Source organism: Mesorhizobium sp. M4A.F.Ca.ET.050.02.1.1, from assembly GCF_003997725.1.
Taxonomy (GTDB): domain Bacteria; phylum Pseudomonadota; class Alphaproteobacteria; order Rhizobiales; family Rhizobiaceae; genus Mesorhizobium.
Window position 1 is genome coordinate 1 of record NZ_RZSG01000127.1, and the last position, 1,943, is coordinate 1,943.

At 62.1% G+C, this 1,943-nt stretch carries 3 protein-coding genes; 2 read left to right on the forward strand and 1 reads right to left on the reverse strand.

From position 1 onward, the window contains the following. Positions 1-244, reverse strand: a 244-nt coding sequence (locus EOA33_RS11575) for a RidA family protein (protein ID WP_145989116.1), incomplete at its 3' end; no start/stop codon positions are given. A 357-nt stretch (positions 245-601) separates the two neighbouring features. Between EOA33_RS11575 and EOA33_RS11580 the strand changes: the two genes are divergently transcribed. Continuing rightward, positions 602-1,606, forward strand: coding sequence for an ABC transporter substrate-binding protein (locus EOA33_RS11580; protein WP_126054060.1), 1,005 nt, complete (start codon positions 602-604; stop codon positions 1,604-1,606). 2 nt (positions 1,607-1,608) lie between these two features. Next, a partial coding sequence (locus tag EOA33_RS40420; RefSeq protein WP_245482308.1) for an ATP-binding cassette domain-containing protein occupies positions 1,609-1,943 on the forward strand: 335 nt, incomplete at its 3' end.

Sequence of the window (1,943 nt, forward strand, 5' to 3'; positions counted from 1 at the left end):
CGGTGACATAGGTGTTGATGCGCACGATGTCGGCAAGGCCAAGCCCTGCCTCGCCGAGAATCGCCGCTACGTTTGCGAAGCAGAGTTCCGCCTGCGCCCCGGCGTCATCCGGAATCTGGTCGTCGGCGGTCATGGCGACCTGGCCTGAACACAGCACCAGACGCTTGCCGGGAGGCACTTCGACACCGTGGCTGTAGCGGGCAAAGGGCGGCTTGATCGACTTCGGCGCGAGGAATCGGAACATGGCAATCTCCTGTCTCAGCCTAATGCATGTCGCCCAAAAGTGTGCAGCGGTTTTGGGATAACGACATGCATGAAACAACAACCTAAAGCGCGTCGCATTAGTGCCGTTCAGGCGCGACGGGCTTTAGGTAAGGCACGATCAAAGACGCCTTCAAGATGGCTGTGCCCATCGTCCTTGCGATTATGGACAGGCGTCCAAAAAATAGGCACGATGCCCTTCGTACAGCATGACCCGTTCGCTCCTCGCAGCGACTGTCGCGCAAGCAGGCGGCCCAGGCGGTGGCATGTGTCTTGCTTCTTGAACCAATGGTGTTGAGCCCGGCGCGCAGCGCGTCGGAGCAAATTGAGGGTGATGTTCATGGTCGGAAAACGGAAGATTTTGGCGGGCGCTGTCGTCCTGCTTGCGGCGGGCACGCTGGGCGCGGCCGCCAACGAGAAAGTCACCTTCGGCACCAATTGGCTGGCCGAGCCGGAGCATGGCGGCTACTACCAGGCGGTCGCCGACGGCACCTATGCCGCGTGCGGCCTCGACGTCACCATCATGCAGGGCGGCCCGCAGGTCAGCGGCCGGCCGATGCTGCTGGCCGGCAAGATCGATTTCTACATGGGCGGCAACCTTCTGTCGGCCTTCGACGCCGTGCAGCAGGGCATTCCGATGCGCGTTGTCGCCGCCGACTTCCAGAAGGACCCGCAGGTGATCATGTCCCAGCCGGGGCAGGGGCTGGACAAATGGGAGGACCTGAAGAACGCCGACCAGTACATCCTCGGCGACGAGGGTGCGCAGACCTTCTTCCAGTGGATGGTGACCGAGCTCGGCTTCGATGCCGCCAAGCGCGTGCCCTACACGTTCAACCCGGCGCCGTTCATCGCCAACAAGAAGTCGATCCAGCAGGGCTACGTCACCTCGGAACCGTTCGCGGTGCAGAAGGCGGGCGGCTTCGTGCCGAACCAGTTCCTGCTCGCCGACTATGGCTGGAATACCTACGCGACCACCGTCGAGGTCATGCAGGACACGATCGACAAGCGGCCCGAGGTGGTGCAGTGCTTCGTCGATGGCTCGGCCAAGGGCTGGTACAACTATCTCTACGGCGACAACAAGGCCGCCAACGACCTGATCAAGAAGGACAATCCGGATATGACGGATGAGCAGATCGCCTTCTCGATCGAGCAGCTGAAGAAGTTCGGCGTGGTCGATTCCGGCGATACCGAAAAGCTCGGCATCGGCGCCATGACGGAAGCGCGTATCCAGAGCTTCTACGACAAGATGGTCAAGGCCAAGGTGGCGCAGCCGGGCATCGACATCAAGAAGGCCTATACGCTGGCCTTCATCAACAAGGGCGTCGGGCTGGACCTGAAGAAGTAACCGTGAAGCTGGAAAAAGTGGCGCAGGCGCCGGCAACGGCATCGGGCGAAGGCCCGATGCTCTTGGCGCTGCGCAATGTCGGCAAGGCCTTTTCCAACGGTGTGACGGCGCTGAGCGACGTTGACCTGACAATCCGGGAAGGCGACTTCCTCAGCCTGCTCGGACCGTCGGGCTGCGGCAAGTCGACGGCTCTGCGGCTTATTGCCGGCCTGTCGACGCCGACCTCGGGGCTGCTCGACTGGCGCGGCAATATCGACCGGTCGAACATCGGATTTGTCTTCCAGGAGCCGACGCTGCTGCCCTGGGCGAGCGTCTTCGACAATGTCTGGCTGCCGCT

What these genes read in the sequence shown, in the direction of transcription:
- EOA33_RS11580 (WP_126054060.1), top strand. Translation starts at nt 602, where the DNA reads ATGGTCGGAAAACGGAAGATTTTGGCGGGCGCTGTCGTCCTGCTTGCG.